Below are 18767 nucleotides of genomic sequence, written 5' to 3'. Positions count from 1 at the left end.
TGTCGCGCGCCCTCGGGGGTCAGACGGGGAGGAGGGTGGAGACCAGGTGGGTCAGGCGCCTGGTGTTGCGGCACTCGTGCATCTCGGCGATCCGGGCGTAGTCGCGAGCCGCTGAATCGCCCGTCGCCCAGCGCAGCTCCGGTTCGGGGTTGAGCCAGAACACGTGGCGTGCTCGCTGCTTGATGGTGTGCAGGGCTTCGAGGTTGGGGTTCCAGCCGTTCGTCCTGGCGTCGCCGAGGACCAGGACCGACGTGCGCGGCCCCACCGCGTCCAGGTACTTGTCGGTGAACTCGGCCAGCGCGTTGCCGTAGTCGCTGCTGTCGTGCCAGCCGGTGACCGCGGCTTCGGAGAGGATGCTGCGTCCCAGCTCGACGGGATCGGCCGCGCCCGGTTCGATCATGCGGGTGACCTCGTCGGTGCGGTTGACGAAGGCGAAGACCCGGACCTTGCTGAACTGGTCGTGCAGGGCCTGGACCAGCAGCATCGTGAAGTTGGCGAACCCGGCGACCGAGCCCGAGACGTCGCACAGCAGCACGATCTCGGGTCGGGCCGGACGGTGGTGGGCGTAGGCCGGGCGCAGCGGGACGCCGCCGGTGGACAGCGATCGGCGCAGCGTGCGGCGCAGGTCGATGGTTCCCCTGGCGGCGCGGCGGCGCCGGGCGGCCATGCGGGTGGCGAGCTTGCGCGCCAGCGGCTGCACGGCACGGCGGAGGTCGGCGAGCTGGTCGCGTCCGGCGTTGAGGAAGTCGACCTGGTCGGCGCTCGGTGCGATGGCGTGCTTGGCGACGTGGTCGGCACCGCGCATTTCCGCGGAGCGGCGGCGCGCCTCGGTGCGGACGCGCTCGCGGAAGGTGTCGATGCGGCGGCGGATCTCGTCGCGGTCGAGCCGATCGGTGAAGTCCTCCTCGGCCTCACCGCGCATCGCCGCGAGCACTCGGGCCAGCAGCGTCTGCGGCTGCAGTCGTTCCAGCGTCTGGTGTGCCGACCAGCCCTGCGGGCCGTCGCCGCCGCCGAACTGCCCGAGCGCGTCCACGGCCTCCCCGGCCAGCTGCCCCAGCGCGCCCGAGTCGTCGCCTGCCAGGGCGTGCACCAACCGCTGTTCGAGATCGGACTCGTCGCCGTTGCGGGCGCTTTCGGGCGCTCCCACCCCGGCGGGGAAGTAGAGGTCGAACGCGGCGTCGAAGACCTTGCGCTGCCCGTCGGCGCGCAGCAGGGCCGCGGCCAGTCCCTCCCGCAGTCGTTCCCGATCCGCCATCCCGAGGACTTCCAAAGCCGCTGCGGCGTCGACGGTTTCACCCGGACCGATGCGCACGCCCTGCTCGCGCAACGCCCCGGCGAAGCCGACCAGGCGGGCCTGCAACGTCATGGCACGACCAGCTTCTCGGTGGCGCGGCGGACGTCGTCCTGATGCTTGAGGATCACCCCGAGGCTGTCGCGCACCACGTCCTCGTCGAGGGTGTCCGCGCCGAGCGCGAGCAGGGTGCGGGCCCAGTCGATCGTCTCGGCCACCGACGGCGACTTGCGCAACTGCATCCCGCGCAGCGCCCCCACCACCTCCACGAGCGATCCGGCCAGCGCCTCGTCGAGACCCGGCACCTTGAGCCGCACGATGCGCTGCTCCAGCTCGGCGTCGGGGAAGTCGATGTGCAGGAACAGGCAGCGGCGGCGCAGCGCTTCGGACAGCTCGCGGGTGGCGTTGGAGGTCAGCACCACGAACGGCCGCTGCGACCCGCTGATCGTGCCGAGCTCGGGAACGGTGACCTGGAAGTCGCTGAGCACCTCCAGCAGCAGCCCTTCGACCTCGACGTCGGCCTTGTCGGTCTCGTCGATGAGCAGCACCGTCGGCTCGTCCCCGCTGATCGCCGTCAGCAGCGGCCTGGACAGCAGGAACTCCTCGCTGAAGATGTCGGTGCGAGCCTCGTCCCAGGTCTCGTCGCGGCCCGCGGTGATGCGCAGCAGCTGCTTGGCGTGGTTCCACTCGTAGAGCGCCCGCGCCTCGTCGATGCCCTCGTAGCACTGCAGCCGCACCAGCCGCGCTTCGGCGACGGCGGCGACGGCCTTGGCCAGCTCGGTCTTGCCGACGCCTGCCGGACCTTCGACGAGCAGCGGCTTGCCGAGCTTGTCGGCGAGGAACACCGTCGTGGCCACGGCGGTGGAGGCCAGGTAGCCGGTCTCGGCCAGCTTCTCGACGACGTCGTCGACCGACTCGAAGATGCCCGTTCGCCCGTCGGTCACCGCACGCTCCCCTCGCCGAGTTCCATACCGAACGGTTGCTCAGCGCGCGCGCCCGTGTCCAACGGAAGTGATGCCGGTCACGCGCAGCGGAAAGTGGTTTCGTGCAAGCCCGTCGCGCCGTCCGGGACGACGCCCTGACGCGCTTCGGTCTGCGGGGTGCCGGTGCGGTCGATGGCGCGGCACTGCACGACGTGCTCTCCCGGCGAGAGGTCGAGCGCGGCCCGCCACATGCGCCAGGTGTCGCGGCCGACCTCGGTGGCCAGCTCGGCGAACTGCCAGGGGCCGCCGTCGACTCGGACCTGCACGGCGTCGATGCCGGTGTGCTGCGCCCACGCGATCCCCGCGACCGTCACCCGACCGGCCGGGACCTGCGTTGCCCGCCGCGGGCGGTCGATGCGCGACTGGGTCTTGATCGGCCCCAGCTGGGCCCAGCCGCGCTGCTGCCAGTAGGCACGCCGGTCGAATGTGGTGACCTCGGCGTCGACCAGCCACTTGGTGGCCGAGACGTAGCCGTAGAGACCGGGCACGACCATGCGCACCGGGAACCCGTGCTTGGCCGGCAGCGGCTCGCCGTTCATCTCGAAGGCCAGCAGCGCGCCCCGGTCGGGCTCCAGCAGGACGTCGACGGGGGTGCCCGCGCTGTAGCCGTCGGTGCTGGTGGTCAGCAGCTGCTGCGCACCCGGCCGGACCCCGGCCTCCAGCAGCAGGTCTCGCACCGGGACGCCGACGAAGTTGGCCGTGGAGATCAGGTTGCCGCCGACCTCGTTGGACACGCACGCGAGGGTGATGGTGCGCGATTCCAGCCGCCGGTTGATCAGGTCGGTGAACGACAGGTCCAGCTCGCGTTCGACCATGCCGTGCAGCCGCAGCCGCCAGTTCTCGGCGCGCAGCTGCGGCACGACCAGGGCGGTGTCGATCCGGTAGAAGTCGCGGTTGGTGGTCAGGAACGTCGGCGTGCCCTCGGCGACGAAGTCCGCACCCGCCGGGATCGGGGGCGGCGCCACCTTCGGCAACCGGCCCGCCACGGCCTCTCGCGAGGCCGTCACCCCGGAACCCTTCGACAGCGAACTCCCTCCGATGCCGGCCAGCCCGGCGCCGACCACGACCAGACCGGAGGTCGCCAGGAACCGTCGCCGGTCGATCTCGGTGGCCACCGGCGCCCGCCCGGCGCGGTGCAGCAAGGCGAACACGCCCACTCCGACGGCCACCGCGACCAGCGAGGGCAGCACCCCGCCCTCGGGGCGAGCCAGCGCCGCCACCACGCCGACCAGCCCGAACGCGCCGATCACCAGTGCGCCGGGCAGCACCGCGCGTCGCGAGGACAGTCCCGCGACCACCGCGAGCGCGGCGATGACCAGCGCCATGCCGATGATCAGCGCGAGCTTGTCGGCGGTGCCGAACACCGCCACCGCGAACTCCTTCACGCCCGGGGGCACCAGGTCGATGAAGGCGCCACCGACGACCACCGGGGGAGAGGTGCGCGGATCGCCGAGACCGGCGACCAGGTGCCCGGCGGCCAGCGCGGAGCCGGCCGCGAGCAGTCCGATCGTGGCCGCACGGCCACGGGAGAGCGAAGTCATGCCTCCATTCGAGCCCGGTTCACCGGTCGTCGCCAGAGTTCGGGCTCGTGCGTAAGAGAGCCGAAAGTTCTTGTGGAAAGATGACATCGCGGCTCGATCGGAGGCGTCGCGGCCGCTGCCGTCCTAGCGTCTGGGCGTGCGAATTCTGCTGACCGGCGCCGCCGGGTTCATCGGCTCGGCCATCGCCGACACCCTCAGCGCCCGCGGCCACGAGATCGTCGCGCTCGACGCGCTGCTGCCCCAGGCCCACGGCGTCCCTCCCGAGACCGGGCACCCGCTGGTGCGCGGAGACGTGCGCGACGGCGAGCTGGTGCGCGAACTGCTGCGCGGGGTGGACGCGGTCTGCCACCAGGCCGCGATGGTCGGTCACGGCGTCGACCCCTCCGACATGCCCGACTACGCCGCGCACAACGACCTCGGCACCGCGGTGCTCCTGGCCGCGATGCACGAGACCGGGGTGCGGCGGCTGGTGCTGGCCTCCTCGATGGTGGTCTACGGGGAAGGCCGTTACCGCTGCGCCGAACACGGTCTGGTCCGTCCCGGTCAGCGACGTGCCGAGGACGTCGAGGCCGGGCGGTTCGAACCGCCGTGCCCGCACTGCGCCGAACCCCTGGAACCCGAGGAGGTGCCCGAGGACGCCGTGCTCGACCCGCGCAGCACCTACGCGGCGACCAAGCTCGCGCAGGAGCACCTGGCGGCGGCCTGGGCCCGCCAGACCGGCGGCGAGGTGCGGGCGCTGCGCTACCACAACGTCTACGGCCCCTTGATGCCCAACGGCACCCCGTACGCAGGGGTCGCCTCGTTGTTCCGCTCCGCGCTGCACCGCGGACTGGCGCCGACGGTGCTGGAGGACGGTCGGCAGCGTCGGGACTTCGTGCACGTCCGCGACGTCGCCGCCGCCAACCTCGCCGCGCTGGAGAGCTCCGGCCCGCCGGGGGAGCTGGACGCGGTCAACATCTGCTCCGGGCAGCCGCACACCATCGGAGAGCTCGCCGAGTCGTTGTCGCTGGCCTGCGGCGGTCCGGCTCCGGAGGTGGTGGGCGGGGCCCGGCCCAACGACGTCCGGCACGTCGTCGCCGATCCGGCCAAGGCCCGGCGGGTGCTCGGGTTCCACGCGGCGGTCGGTTTCGCCGACGGCGTGCGGGAGTTCGCCGAGGCTCCGCTGCGAGCCGTCTAACGGGTCGGTGTGCCCGCTGTTCCAGGTGTGGGACTCAGCGGCGTCTCAGGTTCCGCTACCTGCACCGCCGAGCGAGGTGACGCCCTCAACGGTTCGCGACGCCGTCGGCCAGCGGTAGCCGCACCTCGAACCGGCAACCGGGGCCGTGGTTGCGGGCGTGGATCTCGCCGTGGTGGGCCTGCACCAGGCCGCGCGCGATCGCCAGCCCGAGCCCGGCCCCGGCCGGTTCCCGCTCGTTGTCCCCTCGCGCGTGATCACCCCGGTAGGCCACTTCGAAGACCCGCTCCAGCTGGGCCGCATCGATCCCGCCGCACCCGTCGTCGACCCGCAGCCACGCCTGGCGACCCTCCCGGCCCGCGGTGAGCACCACCGACCCGCGCGGTGGGGTGTGCCGGATGGCGTTGGACAGCAGGTTGCGCACCACGCGCGCGAGTTCGGAATCGCTGCCGGAGACCACCGGCCACTGCTCGGTCTCGGTGGCCAGCCGCACGCCGCGCCGCTGCGCGCGCGGGTGCTCGGCGGCCACGGCCTCGTTGACCACGTCGTGCAGCGGCACGGCGGAGAACTCCAGGTGCAGCGCGCCCGCGGTGATCCGGGAGAGCTCGAACAGGTCGTCGACCATCCCCGACAGCCGTTCGGTCTCGCCCTGGATCCGGCTCGCGTAGGAGCAGATCTCGTCGCGCTCGTCCACCACGCCGTCGGCCAGCGCCTCGGCCATCGCGCGGATCCCCGCCAGCGGAGTCCGCAGGTCGTGGCTGATCCAGGCCACCAGCTCGCGGCGGGACGCCTCCGCGGCGCGTTCGCGGGCGCGGGCCTCGCGCTCCCACACGCTCCGGCGCGCGATGTTGCGCCCCAGCACCACCGCAACCGGCACGGTGATCACCCCGACGGCGGTGCAGATGACGACGACGGTGGTCAGCAGCGGGCCGAACATGAACCCGGCGATGCCGAGGACGCCCGCCATGGTGGCCACCAGCGGCACCAGCACCAGCACCGTGAGCGCGGTCGCCAACGAGCGGTGCCGGAGCAGGTAGAGCAGCCCGGCCCCGACCAGCGCCACCGGCAGGGACAGGCCGATCGCGTAGGGCGCGACGTGGGTGAGCTCGGTCAGCAGGTCCATCAGCCCGCCTCGGGGTCGTAGCGGTAGCCGACGCCCCACACGGTGCTGATCCGGTGGGGTCGGTCGGGTCGCGGCTCGATCTTCTCCCGCAGCCGTCTCATGTGGACGGTCACGGTGGACTGGTCGCCGAAGTTCCAGCCCCACACCGACTCCAGCAGTTCGGCGCGCGTGAAGGCCCTGCGCGGATTGCGCATCAGGTAGGCCAGCAGGTCGAACTCGCGAGTGGTCAGCGACAGCTCGACGCCGTCGAGCGCGCAGCGGCGAGCCTCCGGATCGAGCACCAGGGCGCCGTCCACGACGGACTCCTGCGCGGCGGGCGGGGCGTGGGTGGCGCGGCGCAGCACCGACGTCACCCGCAGCACCAGCTCCCGCGGGCTGAAGGGCTTGACCACGTAGTCGTCGGCGCCCAGCTCCAGACCGGCGACCCGGTCGGACTCCTCGCCGAGCGCGGTCAGCATCACCACCGGGACCGGCCCGCGCTCGCGCACCCTGCGGCACACCTCCAGGCCTCCGATGCCCGGCAGCATCAGGTCCAGCACGATCAGGTCCGGTCTGCGCTCGGCGTTGGTGCGCAGGGCCGTCTCGCCGTCGCCTGCGAGGTCGACCTGGTAGCCGGCGCGCTCCAGGTAGCGGCGGACGACGTCGCGCACCGCGTGGTCGTCATCGACGACCAGCACCCGTCCGGCCTGTTCCCGCATCCCCATCACCAGCTCGTCGCGATCACGTGGTTGACCGCCAGGGCGGTCACCGCCTGCGCGCCCAGCCACCAGCGCCGGGAACCGGCGGGCAGCAGGGCACCTCCCACAGCGAACCACACCCCGAAGGGCAGCCAGATCCGCTCGACCTCGGCCTTGCTCAACCCGGACAGATCCGCCGCCAGCACCGCCAGCCCGGCGGCCAGGACCAGCCCCCGCACCGCGTCGACGCGCGGCACGGCGGCGACCGAACGACGGACCACCTCCCCGATCCCAGGAGTTCGCCGTTCCCCGGTTCTCGACGCCCCCGCACCTCCTGCGGAAGCCGACCCGATTACCGCAGTTTTCCGTGACCCGATTACTGCGGTTTTCCGTGTCGTCCTGAACGCCCCCGAACTCCGTGTCCTGATTACCGGGGTTCTCGGTGTTGTGGCTGTGGTGGCGGGTGAGGAGGTCGCCAGGGCGAGGGCGGCTGCGGTGAGCGGACCGGCTGAGAGGAGCAGGGCGCCGAGGTTGCCGAACACCCAGTAAGCGTAGGGCCGTTGAGCGAAATCGCCCTGGTGGTAGCGCTGGACCACCAGGTGGTAGCCGTCGAGCCACCAGAACCCGGCCGCGGCGAAGGCGGCGACGACGATCGAGGCCCCGCACGCGGCGATCAGCAGGGATCGCCAGGAGCGGTTGACCAGCACGACGGCGAGCGCGATCACGGCCACGAGGGTGAGGCCGTAGCTGAGGAACAACGCGGATCCGAGCAGCAGCCCGCCGAGCAGGGACGGAAGCGCCCGGCGCCGCGCCAGCAGGGCGATGCCGGTCGTGGTGACCCCGGTGAACAGGCCGTCGGCCGAGACGCCCATCCACACGGCGCCGGGGAACAGCACCACGAACGGGACCACCGCGCGGGCCGCCCGCTCGTCGTGCAGCGCTTTGACCGTCACCGGTACCGCGACCGCGGCCAGGGCGCCCACCAGCACCGTCACCACCGACGCCCAGGTGCCGCCACCGAGCCCGAGCCGGTCCAGCCACGTGTAGACCAGCAGCGCACCCGGCGGGTGACCTGAGACGTGCACCGTCCACGACTGGGGCTGCCCCGCGAGGACGTGCTGGGTGAACTCGCCGATCATCGCGGGGATGTCGTGCACCCGGGGCACGTCGTGGAGGTACTCGGTCCAGTCGGTCAGCCGTTCGGTGAACCCCGCGCGCCAGCCGTCCACCAACGCCAGCGAGACCGTCCACGCCAGGGCCGCCGCGTAGCTCGCGGCCAGCAGCCCGCGCCACGGCAGCCGGGAGGCCAGCGGCGGGCCCCACGCGACCACGGCGATCGCCAGTGCGAGAGCGAGGGGCGTTCCGGGGCCGAGGTGGGGGTTGAGGAAGCCGAAGAGCGGGGCGGCGTCGGCGTGGAGCGGAACACCAGTGCGGTTGAGCGCGACACCGGCGATCGCGGTGGCGGCGATGACCAGCGCAGCGGTTGCGAGCGCGATCAGCTGCGCGCGGCGGGACAGGGTGGGCACCGCCGCGAAGTTAGTCGCACACGAGGCCGTCGGCCAACGCCAGGGAGGGATCCGTCAGAACCTCGTAAGAACTCGCCCGGCGTAAGGATTCGGTAAGCGTCGCAGACCTTTTCGGTTCCGTCCACTGTGCGCTTGCATGGATGTCGTGAACCAAGTCGACGTGGTGCTGCCCTGCCTGGACGAAGCCGCCGCCCTTCCCGGAGTGCTCGCGGCCCTGCCTGACGGCTACCGGGCGCTGGTGGTGGACAACGGATCTCGGGACGGGTCCCCGGACATCGCCGCCGCCCACGGGGCGACGGTGGTCTCCGAGCCCCGCCGCGGCTACGGAGCCGCCGTGCACACCGGTCTGGAAGCCGCGGTCACCGAGATCGTGTGCTTCGCCGACTGCGACGGTTCCCTGGACCCGGCGGTGCTGCCGGATCTGGTCGCCCAGGTGCGCGCCGGTGCCGACCTCGCGGTGGGGCGGCGCGTCCCCGCCACGCCCGCGGCCTGGCCCGCGCACGCCCGCGCGGGCAACGCGCTCATCGCCGCCCTGCTGCGCAGGCAAGGCGTGCCGGTCCACGACATCGCGCCGATCCGCGCCGCCCGGCGCGCTGATCTGCTGAAGCTCGACGTCGCCGACCGCGCCTTCGGCTATCCGCTGGAGCTGCTGCTCAAGGCGGGACGAGCAAGCTGGCGGATCGTCGAAACCGACGTCGAGTACCGGCCCCGCACCGCCGGAACCCGCTCGAAGGTCTCCGGTTCGGTGCGCGGCACGCTGCGCGCGACTCGTGACATGGCGCGGGTGCTGCGATGACCGCGCTGCTCGTCGTCGCCAAGGCTCCCGTGCCCGGGCTGGCCAAGACCCGGCTGTGCCCGCCCGCCACGCCCGAGCAGGCCGCCGAGCTCGCCGCCGCGAGCCTGCTCGACACCCTCGACGCCGTCCACTCCACCCCGGGAGCGCACCCGGTCGTCGCCCTCACCGGTGGTCTCGACGACGCCGCCCGCGCCACCGAACTGCGCGAGCGATTCGCACGCGGCACGCTGCTGGGTCAGCGCGGCGAGGACTTCCCGCAGCGACTGGCCGCAGCCCACGCCGACACCGCCGCCGCCCACCCGGGACTGCCGGTGCTGCAGATCGGGATGGACACCCCGCAGGTCACCGCGGAGCTGCTCGACGACGCCTGCCGCCGGCTGGTCGGTGCCGACGCCGTCTACGGCCCGGCCGCCGACGGGGGCTGGTGGGCCATCGGCTTCCGCGATCCCCGGCTCGCGGGACTGCTCGCCGACATCCCCACCTCGCGCCCCGACACCGGGCGCCGCACCCTCAACGCGCTGCGCAACGCCGGACTGCGGGTCGAGGCGCTGCCGGAGCTCGTCGACGTGGACACGATGGGCGACGCCCACACCGTCGCCAAGGGGGTCCCGCGCACCCGCTTCGCCGCGGCGCTGGCCGGGTGACCGGGTGAGCGGCGAGTTCGACGCGGCCCTGCGCGGCGGCACCACCACCCTGGAGACCAGCGACGGTCGTGCCCGGCCGCTGCCCGGGCACCGCTGGATCTCCCCGCCCGACACCGCTGACCGCCACGTCCTCGCGGCCTGCCGCGGTCCGGTGCTCGACATCGGCTGCGGTCCCGGGAGGCTCGCCGGCGCGCTCACCGGCAGCGGAGTGATGTGCCTGGGCATCGACAGCTCACCGCTTGCGGTCGAGATGACCCTCGCCCGCGGTGCGATGGCGCTGCGCCGCGACGTGTTCGGGCCGCTGCCGGGCGACGGCAGCTGGCGCGAGGCGTTGCTGGTCGACGGCAACATCGGCATCGGTGGCGACCCCACCGCGCTGCTGGCGCGGGTGCGCCGCCTGCTGCGGCCCGGGGGACTGGCGTGGGTGGAGGTCGAGCCGCCCGGAACCGGGGTCTGGCGCGGCACCGGGCGCGTCGTCGACGCGGGAGGGCGCGGCCGGACCTTCCGCTGGGCGCGGGTCGGTGCCGACGCCATCGCCGCGCTGGCCACCGGTTTCAGCGCGCGGGTGATCGAGGTGGACCGCCGCTGGTTCGCGGCGCTGGCCGCCACGCCTTGACGCGCGGCGACCGGAGCAAGAGCATTCCGCTCCGCGTGGGAAAATGCGTCCAGTGTGGACGATCGGAAAAACGGCACCGGCGAGGATGAATCGGACGTAGGGGTTCAAATGCCCTCGTCCGGATGTGATTTCGATCCGAATGGCATGATTTTTCGTCCGAATTGCTCGGAATCGTCCCGCTGATCGCCGGGGATCCGTTTTTCCATACAGTATTCTGCATCCACTTGTCCGGACACGGGGCAGGGCGCGCAGCGAGCGGTGTGAGGGGACGCGGATGAACTTCCCGGTGTGGGTGTGGGCGGTGACGCTGGTCGCGCTGCTCGGCCTGATCGCGGCGGACCTGCTCGTGGTGGGGCGGCGGCCGCACGCCGTCGGCGTCAAGGAGGCCGGCCTGTGGGTGGCCTTCTACGTCGCGCTCGCGGCGATCTTCGGCGGGCTGCTGTTCGCCTTCGCCGGTTCCACCAGCGGCGCGGAGTTCTTCGCCGGGTACGTCACCGAGTACAGCCTGTCGGTGGACAACCTGTTCGTCTTCGTGATCATCATGTCGCGCTTCGCGGTGCCCCGCGAGCACCAGCACCGGGTGCTCTACATCGGCATCCTGATCTCCCTGGTGCTGCGCGCGGCGTGCATCGCCGCGGGTGTCGCGGTGCTCGCCGCGTTCAACTGGGTGTTCTACCTCTTCGGCGCGTTCCTGATCTACACCGCGATCAAGGTCGCCCGCGACGCCGGTGGCGACGAGCCCGACGACGAGGGCAGCGGCATGATCCGCGCGCTGCAGCGGTTCGTGCCCACGACCGACACCTACGACGGCGGCAAGATGGTCACCCGCGTCGGCGGCAAGCGGATGTTCACGCCGTTGTTGCTGGTCGTGGCCGCGCTCGGGCTGGCGAACGTGATCTTCGCGCTGGACTCGATGCCGGCCATCTTCGGGCTGACCAAGGACGGCTTCATCATCTTCACCGCGAACGCCTTCGCGCTGATGGGGCTGCGGCAGCTCTACTTCGTCATCGGCGGGCTGCTAGACCGGCTGATCTACCTCAGCTACGGACTGGCGGTGATCCTCGGCTTCATCGGCCTCAAGCTGATCGTCGAGGCGCTGCACGGATCGCACGTCGAGGAGATCCACTTCGCGGTCCCCGACATCGGCATCGCCGCGTCGCTCGGCTTCATCGTGCTCACCCTGGCGATCACCACGGTCGCCAGCCTCGCCCGGTCCCGCACCAAGCGGCCGGAACCGGCACCCGAACCGGTGACCAGCGGCGCCGAATCGGAATAAAGCCCGCCGCACAGCGTTGACCGGGCATGGCGCGCAAGTCGCCGGAGAGGCTCCTGGCCGACCAACGGACCGAGGTGCAGCACCGCATCGAGTCGCTGCAGCGGCACCTCACGTCCATCGTCGAGTCGGCGACCTGGACCACCAACGACGACGAGCACGACCCCGAAGGCGTCACCATCGCCTACGAGCGGGCCCAGACCCAAGGCCTGCTGACCGACGCCAAGGCCGAGCTCGAAGCGCTGGACGAGGCCGTCAGGCGCGTCGAGGACGGCACCTACGGGCAGTGCCAGCGCTGCGGCAAGCGCATCACCAAGGAACGCCTCGAAGCCCTGCCCGCGGCCAAGCTCTGCATCCGCTGCACCTCGGCCCGGCGCTGATCAGTCCTCTCCGACGGCCAGGCGGGAGAGGCGGGTCGGGGTGGGCCAGCGGACGTGGTGGACCCAGCCGGCCTTCTCGAACAGCCAGATGACCCTGGCCGAGATGTCGATCTGACCGCGCTGGACGCCGTGGCGCGCGCAGGTCGGGTCCGCGTGGTGCAGGTTGTGCCACGACTCGCCCATGCTCAGGATCGCCAGCGGCCAGAAGTTCGCCGCCTTGTCCCGGCTCTTGAACGGCCGTTCGCCCACCAGGTGGCAGATCGAGTTCACCGACCACGTCACGTGGTGCAGGAACGCCACCCGGACCAGCCCGGCCCAGAAGAACGCGGTCAACGCGCCCCAGACGGTACCGGTGATCAACCAGCCCATCAGGCCCGGCAGCAGGAACGTCGCGACCGTGAGCGGGGCGAACAGCTTGTGCACCAGCCGCATGTCGGCGTCGGCCAGCAGGTCCGGGACGAAGCGCTCCTGGTTGGTCAGGTCGCGCTCGAACACCCAGCCCATGTGGGCGTGCCAGAACCCGCGCACCAGCGCGGCCGGCGAGGTGCCGAAGGCCCAGGGGGAGTGCGGGTCGCCCTCGCGGTCGGCGAAGGCGTGGTGCCTGCGGTGGTCGGAGACCCAGTGCATGATCGGTCCCTGCACGGCCATGCTCGCCACCACCGCGAGGGTGATGCGCAACCACCGCTTCGCGCGGAAGGCCCCGTGGGTGAAGTACCGGTGGTAGCCGACCGTCACCCCGAGGATGGTCAGCACGTACCAGCCCGCGGCCAGCGCCACGTCCCACCAGTTCAAGCCCCAGCCCCACGCCAGTGGCACGGCGGCCACCAGGGCGAGGAACGGGCCGAGGATGAACACGTACACCGACAGTTGCGGACCCCACGGCCTGCGTCCGGCGAACATGGGTTTGGGGCCGGCGATCTCAGCTGCGTCCAACTCGAGCTCCTCGCGTAGTTGCGGGGATTTCCCGCCTCGACCACCAAACCCCGAATGCTCTGGTGATCGCAAGAAACGGGGTGGCAACCGAGAGTGAACGGCCAACGATTCCGGGGACGCGTGCGCGGTCTGCGCACACCGCTGGTCCCGGCCTACGTCGCGGACGGTAGCACGGGTGTCGCTCCTGGTCGGACGCCCGGATCGCCGTCGGCGCCGATGCTGGGAATCACCGACGAGGAAGGTGAGCAGCGATGGTGACCGAACTACTGATGCAGTGGGGGCCCGGGGGCGGACCCGGAGGGCACGGCGGAGGTCCGTTCTGGATCTTCGGCCTGGTGTGGATGGTGCTGATCGCCTCGCTGATCGTCACCGCGATCTACGCGATCCTGCGCAGGACGCGGCGGCCTTCGGCGACCGAGAGCGCGCGGACGATCCTGGCCGAGCGCTACGCACGAGGCGAGCTCAGCGGTGAGGAGTACCGGGAACGCCTCGGAGAACTGCGCTGACCGGGGGAGGACCGGGGTGCGCGACCTCGCGAGAAGTCGCGCACCCCGCCCTCGTGCGACGCGCGATCGGGTTCAGGGGCGGTTCAGCTGGTCGGTGAGGTTCCAGGAGCGCCAGGACACCTCACCCGCGTTGGCGTTGATGTCCAGGACGACCGGACCCCTGATGTCGGCCGGGAGCCGCTCGATGGCGGGCAGCGCGTCGGCCGACAGCTCCGCCAGGTACTCGGGGTCGATCTTGCCGGTCTGCTCGAAGCGGGAGACGTTGGCCTCGGCGATCGCGCCCTCGGGGTTGAGACCGGCCAGCACGAGCAGCGCGCCCATCGCGGTGCCCAGCACCGCCGTGGGCAACCAGTGCGCGCGCAGCCGCACGCCGGCCGCGATGATCATCGCGTAGACCACGCCGAGCCAGATCTCGCAGGTCATCACCAGCAGCCGCAGCACCGTGTAGCCGTAGGCCTCCTGGTAGGACCACATCCGTGCCAGCGCCGAGCCGACGATCACCAGCGTCAGCACCGCCAGCGCTCCCGCCAGGCCGCGCAGCAGGTTCCGCTCGATCCGCGTGCGCCTCGGCGCCCAGCGCGCGGCGGCCCCGATCACCGGCAGGGTCAGGATCGTCACCAGCGTCAGCTGCCAGAACCCGTTGCGGGCGTAGGAGGAGAACGTCAGCCCGGCGCTGTCCCGCACGTGCGCCGGACCGCCGAACAGCGACGCCGCCTGCACGACGATGAACAGCGCGAACAGCGCCACCAGCACGCCGATCGGCACCGCCCACTCCGGTCCGCGCAGCGTGCGCCGCTCACCGGTGGGAGCGCCGAGCGTTGGAGGGCGCAGCGCGGTGAAGGCGGCGCCCAGGGCCAGCAGGGTGAAGGGTCCGAACACGAACGTCGCGCGGAAGAACGTCTCGAAGTCCAGTTCGGGCACGACCGCGTCGGCGATCCGCGCGAAGTTCTCGTCGGCGCCGGCGAACAGCGCGCCGAAGATCAGCAGCAACAGCAGCGCGACCAGCGCGGAGAGGCTCATCCGCAGCGCCCGGCTGCCGCGCACCCGGCCGCGCATGCCTCGCGCGGTCCACGGCAGCGCCCGGCACGCGGCGATCGGCACCGCCACGGCCATCAGCGCCAGCTCCCGCACCGCCCGTGCGCGGCTGATCGCCAGTGCCGCGGCGACGGCGGAGGTCAGCACGCACAGCGCGGCCAGCCACTCGGCGCTGCGCAGGGCGCACACCGCTAGCAGCAGCAGGCCGGTGACCGCCCACAGCACCTGCCCGATCCGTACCTCACGCACGGCGAACAGCAGTGCCGCCGCTGCGCACAGCCCGAACAGCGTCCAGCCGATTCCGGGACTTTCCAGCGGGAGGAACACCGCTGCAGCGACGCCGCTGATCAGCGCTGCGAGCAATGCTCGGGGCGCGCCGGTCTCCGGCCGGGGCCAGAAGGAGTCGAACAGCGGTGGTGGCGGGACCGGGTACTGCGGAACGACCGGTGGGGGAGCGATGGGGTCGGACATGATCCTCCAGAGCGAACCGTGCTTCGCCTGAAGACGTCTCAAGCCCGGCGCGGGTTGCTCCGCGCCGGGCTTGAGGAAGTCGGACCGTCAGGTGTTGCGCGCGGCCTGCCGGGAGCCGGGCGAGGAGAGGCGGCCGCGGGCGGTGACCAGCGCTGTGCGCGCGTTCGCGCGCTCGCCGTGGGCGAGGTGGTCCGCGGCGGTGCGCACCGCGGTCGCCGCATCCGCGGAGACGGCGATCTGCGGGTGCTCGTCGAGCAACCCCACCGCGCGCATCAGTTCCTGGCGGGCGCGGTCAGCCGGGGTGTTCGGCTTGGTCAGCAAGTCGATGAGGGCTGTGTCCACCGCGTCGCGAAGGGCCGCCTCGGTCGAGCTGTGCGGTAGTGCAGTCACGGGGCGGGAGTCTATGCGCTGAACGGCAGAATGTGCTCGGTCGCTGATCACCCACTTGGGTGGACCTCGTTGGTCCGGTGCAACGGTGAGCTGAGCGCCGCACGTCCTTTCATGTTTTGGCTCGTCGATCTCCCTCGGCCGAACAGCCTGTCGCGAATCCGCCGGGCTGCGCATTTCGCCAGGTTGAGCGGCTTTCAGCAGTTCGTCCGCTCTGGTTGTGCGCTGACGCACAATTAGTTGATACGCGCAACTAACTTGTTACGGTCACGGTGAGTACCGATTTCTGCTCGGCGAGTTCGGCTGAGCGACCGGAACGAATGAGGTCCCCGGGGGAAGCACGGGAACTGAAAGGGGCGCGAGCGTGACTACTGGCCAGCAATGGGACATCGTGACCAGCGTCGGGCTGACCGCGCTGGGAGTGGCCGCGGCGCGGGCGCTGGAAACCCACCGCGAGGACCGGCTCATGTCGGATCCGTTCGCCGCGGCGTTCGTCAAGGCCGCCGACGCACCGGCGCCGATGCCGACCTCCCCGGAGGAGGTGGCGCAGCTGCCGGACGACTCCATCTGGGCGCAGGCCAAGATGGAGGACTACATGGGCGTGCGGTCGCGCTGCTTCGACGACTTCTTCGCCGCGGCGGGTGAGGCCGGCGTCCGGCAGGTGGTGATCCTGGCCTCCGGCCTGGACGCACGCGCCCACCGTCTGGACTGGGCCGCGGGCACGACCGTGTTCGAGATCGACCAGCCCAAGGTCCTGGAGTTCAAGCAGACCGTCCTCGACGGGCTCGGCGCCGCGCCGAAGTGCGCGCACCGGCCGGTGCCGATCGACCTGCGCGAGGACTGGTCCTCGGCGCTGACCGAGGCCGGTTTCGACACCGAGGCGCCCACCGCGTGGCTGGCTGAGGGCCTGCTGCCCTACCTCCCGCCGGAGGCCGAGCAGCGGCTGCTGACGACCATCGACCGGCTCTCCACCCTCGGCAGCCGGTTGGCGGTGGAGGACTTCAACGACGTCCGCCGGCTCTTCGAGGACGAGGACCTCGCCGACTTCGGCCAGGAGTGGGGTCTGGACATGCGCGACCTGCTGCACTCCGACGACCGTCCCGAGGCCCCGGACGTGCTGCGCGGACTGGGCTGGAAGACCGAGGTCGAAGGCGCCGAGGCGAAGGCGCGGGGCTACGGCCGCGACCTGAGCGGGATGTTCGGCGAGATGGCCGACGCCAGCCGCTTCGTGGAGGCGCACAAGGCCGCGTGAAGTGCGCGGTCCCCGAAATGACCTGTTCGGCAGGTGCTTTCGGGGCTCGCCGCGCGCCCCGCGCCGACCGCGTCCGCCGCTTACGATCGGGGAGTGGCAGAACAGGACTGGGACATCGTCAGCGGCATCGGCGTCACCGCGTTGGCGGTGGCCGCCGCGCGCGCGATCGAGAGCTGCCGGGACGACCGGCTCATCAACGACCCTCACGCCGAAACGCTGGTGCGGGCCGCGGGCCAGGGGATGGCGTTCCCGACCACGCCGGAGGAGCTGGCGGCGATCCCCGATGACGGGCGCCGCTGGGCCGAGCGCATCGACCACTACATCGGTGTCCGCTCCCGCTTCTTCGACGACTTCTTCGCTCAGGTCGCCGAATCCGGCGTGCGCCAGTTCGTGATCCTGGCCGCAGGCCTGGACACGCGCGCCTATCGGCTCGACTGGCCCGACGGGACCGCGGTGTTCGAACTCGACCAGCCGAAAGTCCTTCAGTTCAAACGGGAGATCCTCGACCGGGTCGAGCCCGGCTGTGAGCACCGGACCTTGGGGATCGACCTGCGCGAGGACTGGCCCGCCGCGCTGATCGCCGCAGGCCTGGACGTCGGAGTTCCCACCGGGTGGCTGGCCGAAGGGTTGCTGCCCTACCTGCCGGGCGACGCGGAGCGAGGGCTCCTGCGAGCCATCACCGACCTGTCCGCGCCGGGAAGCCGCTTGGCGGTGGAGGAATTCCGCGACACCGGCAAGATCGCCAACGACGCGAAGATCTCCGAGTACGGCAGGCAGCAGGGCATGGACGTCAGCGCGATCCTGCACGACGACGGCCGCCCGCCCGCTCCCGACCTGCTGGCGGAGCTGGGCTGGAGCGGCGAAGCCGAGACCAGCGAGGACGCGGCGGTCCGGCTCGGCAGGGATCCCGGCCTGGCGATCGGTCCGATGCTCGAGGTCAGCCGTTTCGTGACCGCCTCGAAACCCAGGTGAAGACGATCACCGCGACCTGCCGGGCATGATCGGAGTAGCCTGGGAATTCGCACTGTCCGCGAGCGAAAACGGGTGAGCTCGGTGTTCCTGACAATTCTCGGCTGGATCGTGTTCGGCCTGATCGCCGGTTTCCTGGCCCGCGCCATCGTGCCGGGCAAGGACGACATCGGCCTGCTGATGACGATCGTCCTCGGCATCGTGGGTTCCGCCGTCGGCGGTTTCCTGTTCGGCTTGTTCACCGTGGGTCTGCGCGGCTTCCAGCCCGCCGGTTGGATCGGATCGGTCATCGGCGCGGTGATCGTGCTGGTCATCTACAACAAGGTCACCGGCCGCAAGCGCCGCGTCCGGTCATAGTTTCCGGCCGACGCCCGCCAGTCCGGTCATGCGCTCCGGGTTGTCGCCGACCTCCGAGGGGGAGACCGGTCGCCACTGCGGCAGGAAGACCAGGCCCGGTTCGACCAGTTCGAATCCCTCGAAGAACCCGCCGATCTCGGCTCGCGAGCGGAACGTCAGAGGAGTGGCGGTCCGCTGCTTGTAGAGGTCGGCGTGGCCGTCGGCGACGTCCGGGCGCCCTTCGTTGGTGGCGTGCGAGATGCACAGGAAGCTGCCCGGTGCCAACGCGTCCCGGTAGCGCGCGATGATCTCGTGCGGCGCGGATTCGTCGCCGACGAAGTGCAGCAGCGCCACCATCATCACCGCCACCGGCTGGTCCAGGTCGAGCAGCGCGGCGACCTCGTCCGAGGCCAGGACGGCTTCCGGGTCGCGGGCGTCGGCGCCCACGATGTCGGCATCGGCGTTGTCGGCCAGCAGGTTCTTGCTGTAGGCCACCGCGACGGGGTCGGTGTCGACGTAGACGACGCGGCTGCCGGGTGCCGCCAGTTGCGCCACCTCGTGCACGTTGCCCACCGTCGGGATGCCCGAGCCCAGGTCGAGGAACTGCCGGATGCCCTGCTCGACGCAGCAGTGCACCGCGCGTCGCAGGAAGGCGCGGTTGGCCTGCATGATCTGCGGCAGCTCCGGCCACATCGCGATCGCTTCCTCGCCCATCTTCCGGTCCACGGCGAAGTTGTGACTGCCGCCCAGGTAGTAGTCGTAGACCCGCGCAGCGTTGGGCTTGTCCAGATCGACTTCGTTGGGCTCGGACATCGCGACCTCCTCACGGCTGGGCGGTGGTCCCGCCCAGCCGT

General features: G+C 71.5%; 20 protein-coding genes. 10 read left to right on the top strand and 10 right to left on the bottom strand.

The window, feature by feature from the left end; genetic code table 11:
- Positions 1-19: 19 nt before the first annotated feature.
- The 3 genes from AB0J91_RS05145 to AB0J91_RS05135 form a co-directional block, all read right to left on the bottom strand.
- Complete coding sequence (locus AB0J91_RS05145) at positions 20-1366, bottom strand: VWA domain-containing protein (protein ID WP_363864303.1); 1347 nt, start codon at positions 1364-1366, stop codon at positions 20-22.
- A complete protein-coding gene (locus AB0J91_RS05140; protein ID WP_363793873.1) occupies positions 1363-2235 on the bottom strand; it encodes a MoxR family ATPase in 873 nt (290 codons plus the stop codon). The genes AB0J91_RS05145 and AB0J91_RS05140 overlap by 4 nt, the downstream gene beginning before the upstream one ends.
- Before the next feature lie 77 nt (positions 2236-2312).
- Positions 2313-3815 (bottom strand): molybdopterin-dependent oxidoreductase, encoded by a 1503-nt coding sequence (locus AB0J91_RS05135; protein WP_363864301.1) that lies wholly within the window; start codon positions 3813-3815, stop codon positions 2313-2315.
- A gap of 136 nt (positions 3816-3951) precedes the next feature.
- Between AB0J91_RS05135 and AB0J91_RS05130 the strand changes: the two genes are divergently transcribed.
- A complete protein-coding gene (locus tag AB0J91_RS05130; protein WP_363864299.1) occupies positions 3952-4992 on the top strand; it encodes an NAD-dependent epimerase/dehydratase family protein in 1041 nt (346 codons plus the stop codon).
- A gap of 85 nt (positions 4993-5077) precedes the next feature.
- Here the strand turns inward: AB0J91_RS05130 and AB0J91_RS05125 are convergent, their stop codons facing one another.
- Genes AB0J91_RS05125 through AB0J91_RS05115 form a run of 3 tightly spaced genes read right to left on the bottom strand, consistent with a single transcriptional unit; the run spans position 5078 to position 8315 of the window.
- Positions 5078-6112 carry a HAMP domain-containing sensor histidine kinase gene (locus AB0J91_RS05125; protein ID WP_363864297.1) on the bottom strand — a complete coding sequence of 345 codons (1035 nt, stop codon included), beginning with the start codon at positions 6110-6112 and terminating at the stop codon, positions 5078-5080.
- Complete coding sequence (locus AB0J91_RS05120; protein ID WP_363864528.1) at positions 6112-6810, bottom strand: response regulator transcription factor; 699 nt, start codon at positions 6808-6810, stop codon at positions 6112-6114. The genes AB0J91_RS05125 and AB0J91_RS05120 overlap by 1 nt, the downstream gene beginning before the upstream one ends.
- 5 nt (positions 6811-6815) lie before the next feature.
- Complete coding sequence (locus AB0J91_RS05115; protein WP_363864295.1) at positions 6816-8315, bottom strand: hypothetical protein; 1500 nt, start codon at positions 8313-8315, stop codon at positions 6816-6818.
- Positions 8316-8451: 136 nt separating this feature from the next.
- Here AB0J91_RS05115 and AB0J91_RS05110 point away from each other — a divergent pair, with 136 nt between their 5' ends.
- From AB0J91_RS05110 to AB0J91_RS05090, 5 genes are all read left to right on the top strand, one after another.
- Complete coding sequence (locus AB0J91_RS05110) at positions 8452-9111, top strand: glycosyltransferase family 2 protein (protein ID WP_363864293.1); 660 nt, start codon at positions 8452-8454, stop codon at positions 9109-9111.
- Positions 9108-9755, top strand: coding sequence for a DUF2064 domain-containing protein (locus AB0J91_RS05105; protein ID WP_363864291.1), 648 nt, complete (start codon positions 9108-9110; stop codon positions 9753-9755). The genes AB0J91_RS05110 and AB0J91_RS05105 overlap by 4 nt, the downstream gene beginning before the upstream one ends.
- A 4-nt stretch (positions 9756-9759) precedes the next feature.
- A complete protein-coding gene (locus AB0J91_RS05100; protein WP_363864290.1) occupies positions 9760-10371 on the top strand; it encodes a class I SAM-dependent methyltransferase in 612 nt (203 codons plus the stop codon).
- 274 nt (positions 10372-10645) lie between these two features.
- Positions 10646-11647 (top strand): TerC family protein, encoded by a 1002-nt coding sequence (locus AB0J91_RS05095; protein ID WP_363864288.1) that lies wholly within the window; start codon positions 10646-10648, stop codon positions 11645-11647.
- 26 nt (positions 11648-11673) lie between these two features.
- A complete protein-coding gene (locus AB0J91_RS05090) occupies positions 11674-12024 on the top strand; it encodes a TraR/DksA C4-type zinc finger protein (protein ID WP_363793856.1) in 351 nt (116 codons plus the stop codon).
- Here AB0J91_RS05090 and AB0J91_RS05085 read toward each other — a convergent pair whose 3' ends face one another.
- Complete coding sequence (locus tag AB0J91_RS05085; RefSeq protein ID WP_363793885.1) at positions 12025-12924, bottom strand: acyl-CoA desaturase; 900 nt, start codon at positions 12922-12924, stop codon at positions 12025-12027.
- A gap of 284 nt (positions 12925-13208) precedes the next feature.
- Here AB0J91_RS05085 and AB0J91_RS05080 point away from each other — a divergent pair, with 284 nt between their 5' ends.
- Positions 13209-13463 carry an SHOCT domain-containing protein gene (locus AB0J91_RS05080; RefSeq protein ID WP_363793854.1) on the top strand — a complete coding sequence of 85 codons (255 nt, stop codon included), beginning with the start codon at positions 13209-13211 and terminating at the stop codon, positions 13461-13463.
- 72 nt (positions 13464-13535) lie between these two features.
- Here the strand turns inward: AB0J91_RS05080 and AB0J91_RS05075 are convergent, their stop codons facing one another.
- Both AB0J91_RS05075 and AB0J91_RS05070 read right to left on the bottom strand, forming a co-directional pair.
- The gene (locus tag AB0J91_RS05075) at positions 13536-14969 is read right to left on the bottom strand and encodes a DUF4173 domain-containing protein (RefSeq protein ID WP_363864286.1); all 1434 of its coding nucleotides are present in this window, start codon (positions 14967-14969) and stop codon (positions 13536-13538) included.
- A gap of 87 nt (positions 14970-15056) precedes the next feature.
- Complete coding sequence (locus AB0J91_RS05070) at positions 15057-15359, bottom strand: hypothetical protein (protein ID WP_363793850.1); 303 nt, start codon at positions 15357-15359, stop codon at positions 15057-15059.
- Positions 15360-15720: 361 nt separating this feature from the next.
- Here AB0J91_RS05070 and AB0J91_RS05065 point away from each other — a divergent pair, with 361 nt between their 5' ends.
- The 3 genes from AB0J91_RS05065 (at position 15721) to AB0J91_RS05055 (ending at position 17934) form a co-directional block, all read left to right on the top strand.
- Complete coding sequence (locus AB0J91_RS05065) at positions 15721-16608, top strand: class I SAM-dependent methyltransferase (protein ID WP_363864284.1); 888 nt, start codon at positions 15721-15723, stop codon at positions 16606-16608.
- 93 nt (positions 16609-16701) lie between these two features.
- Positions 16702-17580 carry an SAM-dependent methyltransferase gene (locus tag AB0J91_RS05060; protein WP_363864282.1) on the top strand — a complete coding sequence of 293 codons (879 nt, stop codon included), beginning with the start codon at positions 16702-16704 and terminating at the stop codon, positions 17578-17580.
- An 81-nt stretch (positions 17581-17661) separates the two neighbouring features.
- On the top strand, positions 17662-17934 hold the full coding sequence (locus AB0J91_RS05055) for a GlsB/YeaQ/YmgE family stress response membrane protein (protein WP_363864280.1): 273 nt from the start codon (positions 17662-17664) through the stop codon (positions 17932-17934).
- Here AB0J91_RS05055 and AB0J91_RS05050 read toward each other — a convergent pair.
- Positions 17929-18726, bottom strand: coding sequence for an SAM-dependent methyltransferase (locus AB0J91_RS05050; RefSeq protein ID WP_363864279.1), 798 nt, complete (start codon positions 18724-18726; stop codon positions 17929-17931). The genes AB0J91_RS05055 and AB0J91_RS05050 overlap by 6 nt on opposite strands.
- Positions 18727-18767 lie beyond the last annotated feature (41 nt).

The organism is Saccharopolyspora sp. NPDC049357 (assembly GCF_040677225.1).
Classification (GTDB): domain Bacteria; phylum Actinomycetota; class Actinomycetes; order Mycobacteriales; family Pseudonocardiaceae; genus Saccharopolyspora.
This window is presented reverse-complemented; position numbering and strand designations above follow the sequence as displayed.

Excerpts from the sequence above, each read along its gene's own strand:
- AB0J91_RS05145 (WP_363864303.1), bottom strand. The coding sequence starts at position 1,366 with ATGACGTTGCAGGCCCGCCTGGTCGGCTTCGCCGGGGCGTTGCGCGAG.
- AB0J91_RS05135 (WP_363864301.1), bottom strand. The coding sequence starts at position 3,815 with ATGACTTCGCTCTCCCGTGGCCGTGCGGCCACGATCGGACTGCTCGCG.
- AB0J91_RS05125 (WP_363864297.1), bottom strand. The coding sequence starts at position 6,112 with ATGGACCTGCTGACCGAGCTCACCCACGTCGCGCCCTACGCGATCGGC.
- AB0J91_RS05120 (WP_363864528.1), bottom strand. The coding sequence starts at position 6,810 with ATGCGGGAACAGGCCGGACGGGTGCTGGTCGTCGATGACGACCACGCG.
- AB0J91_RS05110 (WP_363864293.1), top strand. The coding sequence starts at position 8,452 with ATGGATGTCGTGAACCAAGTCGACGTGGTGCTGCCCTGCCTGGACGAA.
- AB0J91_RS05105 (WP_363864291.1), top strand. The coding sequence starts at position 9,108 with ATGACCGCGCTGCTCGTCGTCGCCAAGGCTCCCGTGCCCGGGCTGGCC.
- AB0J91_RS05095 (WP_363864288.1), top strand. The coding sequence starts at position 10,646 with ATGAACTTCCCGGTGTGGGTGTGGGCGGTGACGCTGGTCGCGCTGCTC.
- AB0J91_RS05090 (WP_363793856.1), top strand. The coding sequence starts at position 11,674 with ATGGCGCGCAAGTCGCCGGAGAGGCTCCTGGCCGACCAACGGACCGAG.
- AB0J91_RS05085 (WP_363793885.1), bottom strand. The coding sequence starts at position 12,924 with ATGTTCGCCGGACGCAGGCCGTGGGGTCCGCAACTGTCGGTGTACGTG.
- AB0J91_RS05080 (WP_363793854.1), top strand. The coding sequence starts at position 13,209 with ATGGTGACCGAACTACTGATGCAGTGGGGGCCCGGGGGCGGACCCGGA.
- AB0J91_RS05075 (WP_363864286.1), bottom strand. The coding sequence starts at position 14,969 with ATGTCCGACCCCATCGCTCCCCCACCGGTCGTTCCGCAGTACCCGGTC.
- AB0J91_RS05050 (WP_363864279.1), bottom strand. The coding sequence starts at position 18,726 with ATGTCCGAGCCCAACGAAGTCGATCTGGACAAGCCCAACGCTGCGCGG.